This window comes from Fructilactobacillus sp. X8R4C1 (genome assembly GCF_059900905.1).
On record NZ_JBWXVJ010000005.1, the window covers coordinates 1 to 3,257 of the forward strand.

General features: G+C 49.0%; 2 rRNA genes. Both read right to left on the reverse strand.

The annotated features are described in order from the left end of the window. Positions 1–117 (reverse strand): 5S ribosomal RNA (gene rrf / locus AC6UDA_RS06895). A gap of 72 nt (positions 118–189) precedes the next feature. After that, positions 190–3,106 (reverse strand): 23S ribosomal RNA (locus tag AC6UDA_RS06900). Between the last annotated feature and the right edge of the window lie 151 nt (positions 3,107–3,257).

Below are 3,257 nucleotides of genomic sequence, written 5' to 3' on the forward strand. Positions count from 1 at the left end.
GCGTGGCAACGTCCTACCCTTGCAGGGGGCGATCCCCCAACTACTCTTGGCGTGCTGAAGCTTAACTTCTGTGTTCGGCATGGGAACAGGTGTATCCTTCAGGCTTTCGCCACCACACTTAGAAAGAACTTCGTTCTCTCAAAACTAGATAATATCTTCTCTGCCCGATTAACTTCCACTTCTTTTTGCTTGGTTAAGTCCTCGACCGATTAGTATTAGTCCGCTTCACGTATCACTACGCTTCCACTTCTAACCTATCTACCTGATCATCTTTCAGGGGTCTTACTTCCATAAAGGAATGGGAAATCTCATCTCGAGGCGAGTTTCACACTTAGATGCTTTCAGCGTTTATCTCATCCATACATAGCTACCCAGCTGTGCGCCTGGCGGCGCAACTGGTACACCAGCGGTATGTCCATCCCGGTCCTCTCGTACTAGGGATAGCTCCTCTCAAATTTCCTGCGCCCGCGACGGATAGGGACCGAACTGTCTCACGACGTTCTGAACCCAGCTCGCGTACCGCTTTAATGGGCGAACAGCCCAACCCTTGGGACCAACTACAGCCCCAGGATGCGATGAGCCGACATCGAGGTGCCAAACCTCCCCGTCGATGTGAACTCTTGGGGGAGATAAGCCTGTTATCCCCAGGGTAGCTTTTATCCGTTGAGCGATGGCCCTTCCATATGGTACCACCGGATCACTAAGCCCGACTTTCGTCCCTGCTCGACCTGTATGTCTCGCAGTCAAGCTCCCTTCTGCCTTTACACTCTTTGAATGATTTCCAACCATTCTGAGGGAACCTTTGGGCGCCTCCGTTACTATTTAGGAGGCGACCGCCCCAGTCAAACTGCCAACCAGACACTGTCTCCGAGCACGTTGAGTGCTCAGGGTTAGAGTGTTCACATAGCAAGGGTAGTATCCCAATGACGCCTCCGCCGAAGCTAGCGCTCCGGTTTCAATGGCTCCTACCTATCCTGTACAAGCTGTGCAAACACCCAATATCAAGCTACAGTAAAGCTCCATGGGGTCTTTCCGTCCTGTCGCGGGTAACCTGCTTCTTCACAGGTATCTTAATTTCACCGAGTCTCTCGTTGAGACAGTGCCCAGATCGTTACGCCTTTCGTGCGGGTCGGAACTTACCCGACAAGGAATTTCGCTACCTTAGGACCGTTATAGTTACGGCCGCCGTTTACTGGGGCTTCATTTCGGAGCTTCGCCGAAGCTAACTCTTCCACTTAACCTTCCAGCACCGGGCAGGCGTCAGCCCCTATACGTCATCTTACGATTTTGCAGAAACCTGTGTTTTTGATAAACAGTCGTCTGGGCCTCTTCACTGCGGCTGTCCGTTAGGACAGCACCCCTTCTTCCGAAGTTACGGGGTCATTTTGCCGAGTTCCTTAACGAGAGTTCTCTCGCTCACCTGAGGATACTCTCCTCGACTACCTGTGTCGGTTTGCGGTACGGGTAGTTATTAACTCGCTAGAAGCTTTTCTCGGCAGCGTGACATCAGTTGCTTCCCTACTATAATTTCGGTCCTCATCGTCGCTTGTCAACTCGATCAAAAGCATTTCTCTCTTGACCTGACTTACGACTTGAACATCCATTTCCATCAGGATGCACAACTTAGCCTTCTGCGTTCCTCCATCACTCAAACGTTAATAACTAGTACAGGAATCTCAACCTGTTATCCATCGTCTACGCCTCTCGGCCTCGACTTAGGTCCCGACTAACCCTGGGTGGACGAGCCTTCCCCAGGAAACCTTAGTCATTCGGTGAATCAGATTCTCACTGATTTTTCGCTACTCATACCGGCATTCTCACTTCTAAGCGCTCCACTAGTCCTTACGGTCTAGCTTCATTGCCCTTAGAACGCTCTCCTATCACGCGACAAAGTCGCGTCCGCAGTCTCGGTAATATGCTTAGCCCCGGTAAATTTTCGGCGCAGAATCACTCGACTAGTGAGCTATTACGCACTCTTTAAATGGTGGCTGCTTCTGAGCCAACATCCTAGTTGTCTATGCAACTCCACTGCCTTTTCCACTTAGCATATATTTAGGGACCTTAACTGGCGGTCTGGGCTGTTCCCCTTTCGACGATGGATCTTATCACTCATCGTCTGACTCCCGGATATAAATCAATGGTATTCGGAGTTTATCTGAACTTAGTAATCCAAGACGGACCCCTTGTCCAAACAGTGGCTCTACCTCCATGATTCTAAATCCGAGGCTAACCCTAAAGCTATTTCGGAGAGAACCAGCTATCTCCAAGTTCGTTTGGAATTTCACCGCTATCCACACCTCATCCCAGCACTTTTCAACGTACACGGGTTCGGACCTCCGGTGCGTATTACCGCACTTTCATCCTGGACATGGATAGATCACCTGGTTTCGGGTCTATGGCAACATACTTCAACGCCCTGTTCAGACTCGCTTTCGCTTCGGCTCCGCTTTTTCAACTTAACCTTGCATGCAACTATAACTCGCCGGTTCATTCTACAAGAGGCACGCTATCACCCTTAAACGGGCTCTAACTGCTTGTAGGCACATGGTTGCAGGAACTATTTCACTCCCCTTCCGGGGTGCTTTTCACCTTTCCCTCACGGTACTGGTTCACTATCGGTCACTAGGTAGTATTTAGCCTTGGGAGATGGTCCTCCCGGCTTCCGACGACGTTTCACGTGTGTCGCCGTACTCAGGATCCTGAACTGAGGGAACCTGATTTCATCTACTGGGCTATCACCATCTATGGCTCAGCTTCCCAACTGATTCGACTATCAGATTCTTTTGTAACTCAAATGTTCAGTCCTACAACCCCGACCAGTAAACTGATCGGTTTGGGCTGTTCCCCGTTCGCTCGCCGCTACTGAGGGAATCGAAATTTTTTTCTACTCCTGCGGGTACTTAGATGTTTCAGTTCCCCGCGTCTACCGCACGGCAGCTATGAATTCACTGTCGTGCAATCATCGACTAAGATGATTGGGTTTCCCCATTCGGAAATCTCCGGATCAAAGCTTACGTACAGCTCCCCGAAGCATATCGGTGTTAGTTCCGTCCTTCATCGGCTCCTAGTACCAAGGCATTCACCATGCGCCCTTAATAACTTAACCTGCATCACTTCGTGATGTAAGTTATTGAGTATTTGCGATTTAAACTATTTTAAAAAACTCAAATAACGTAGTGGTTATTTCTCGGTTAAAATTATAATTAAAATATAATTAATACAGAAAATAATATTATCTAGTTTTCAAAGAACAAAGT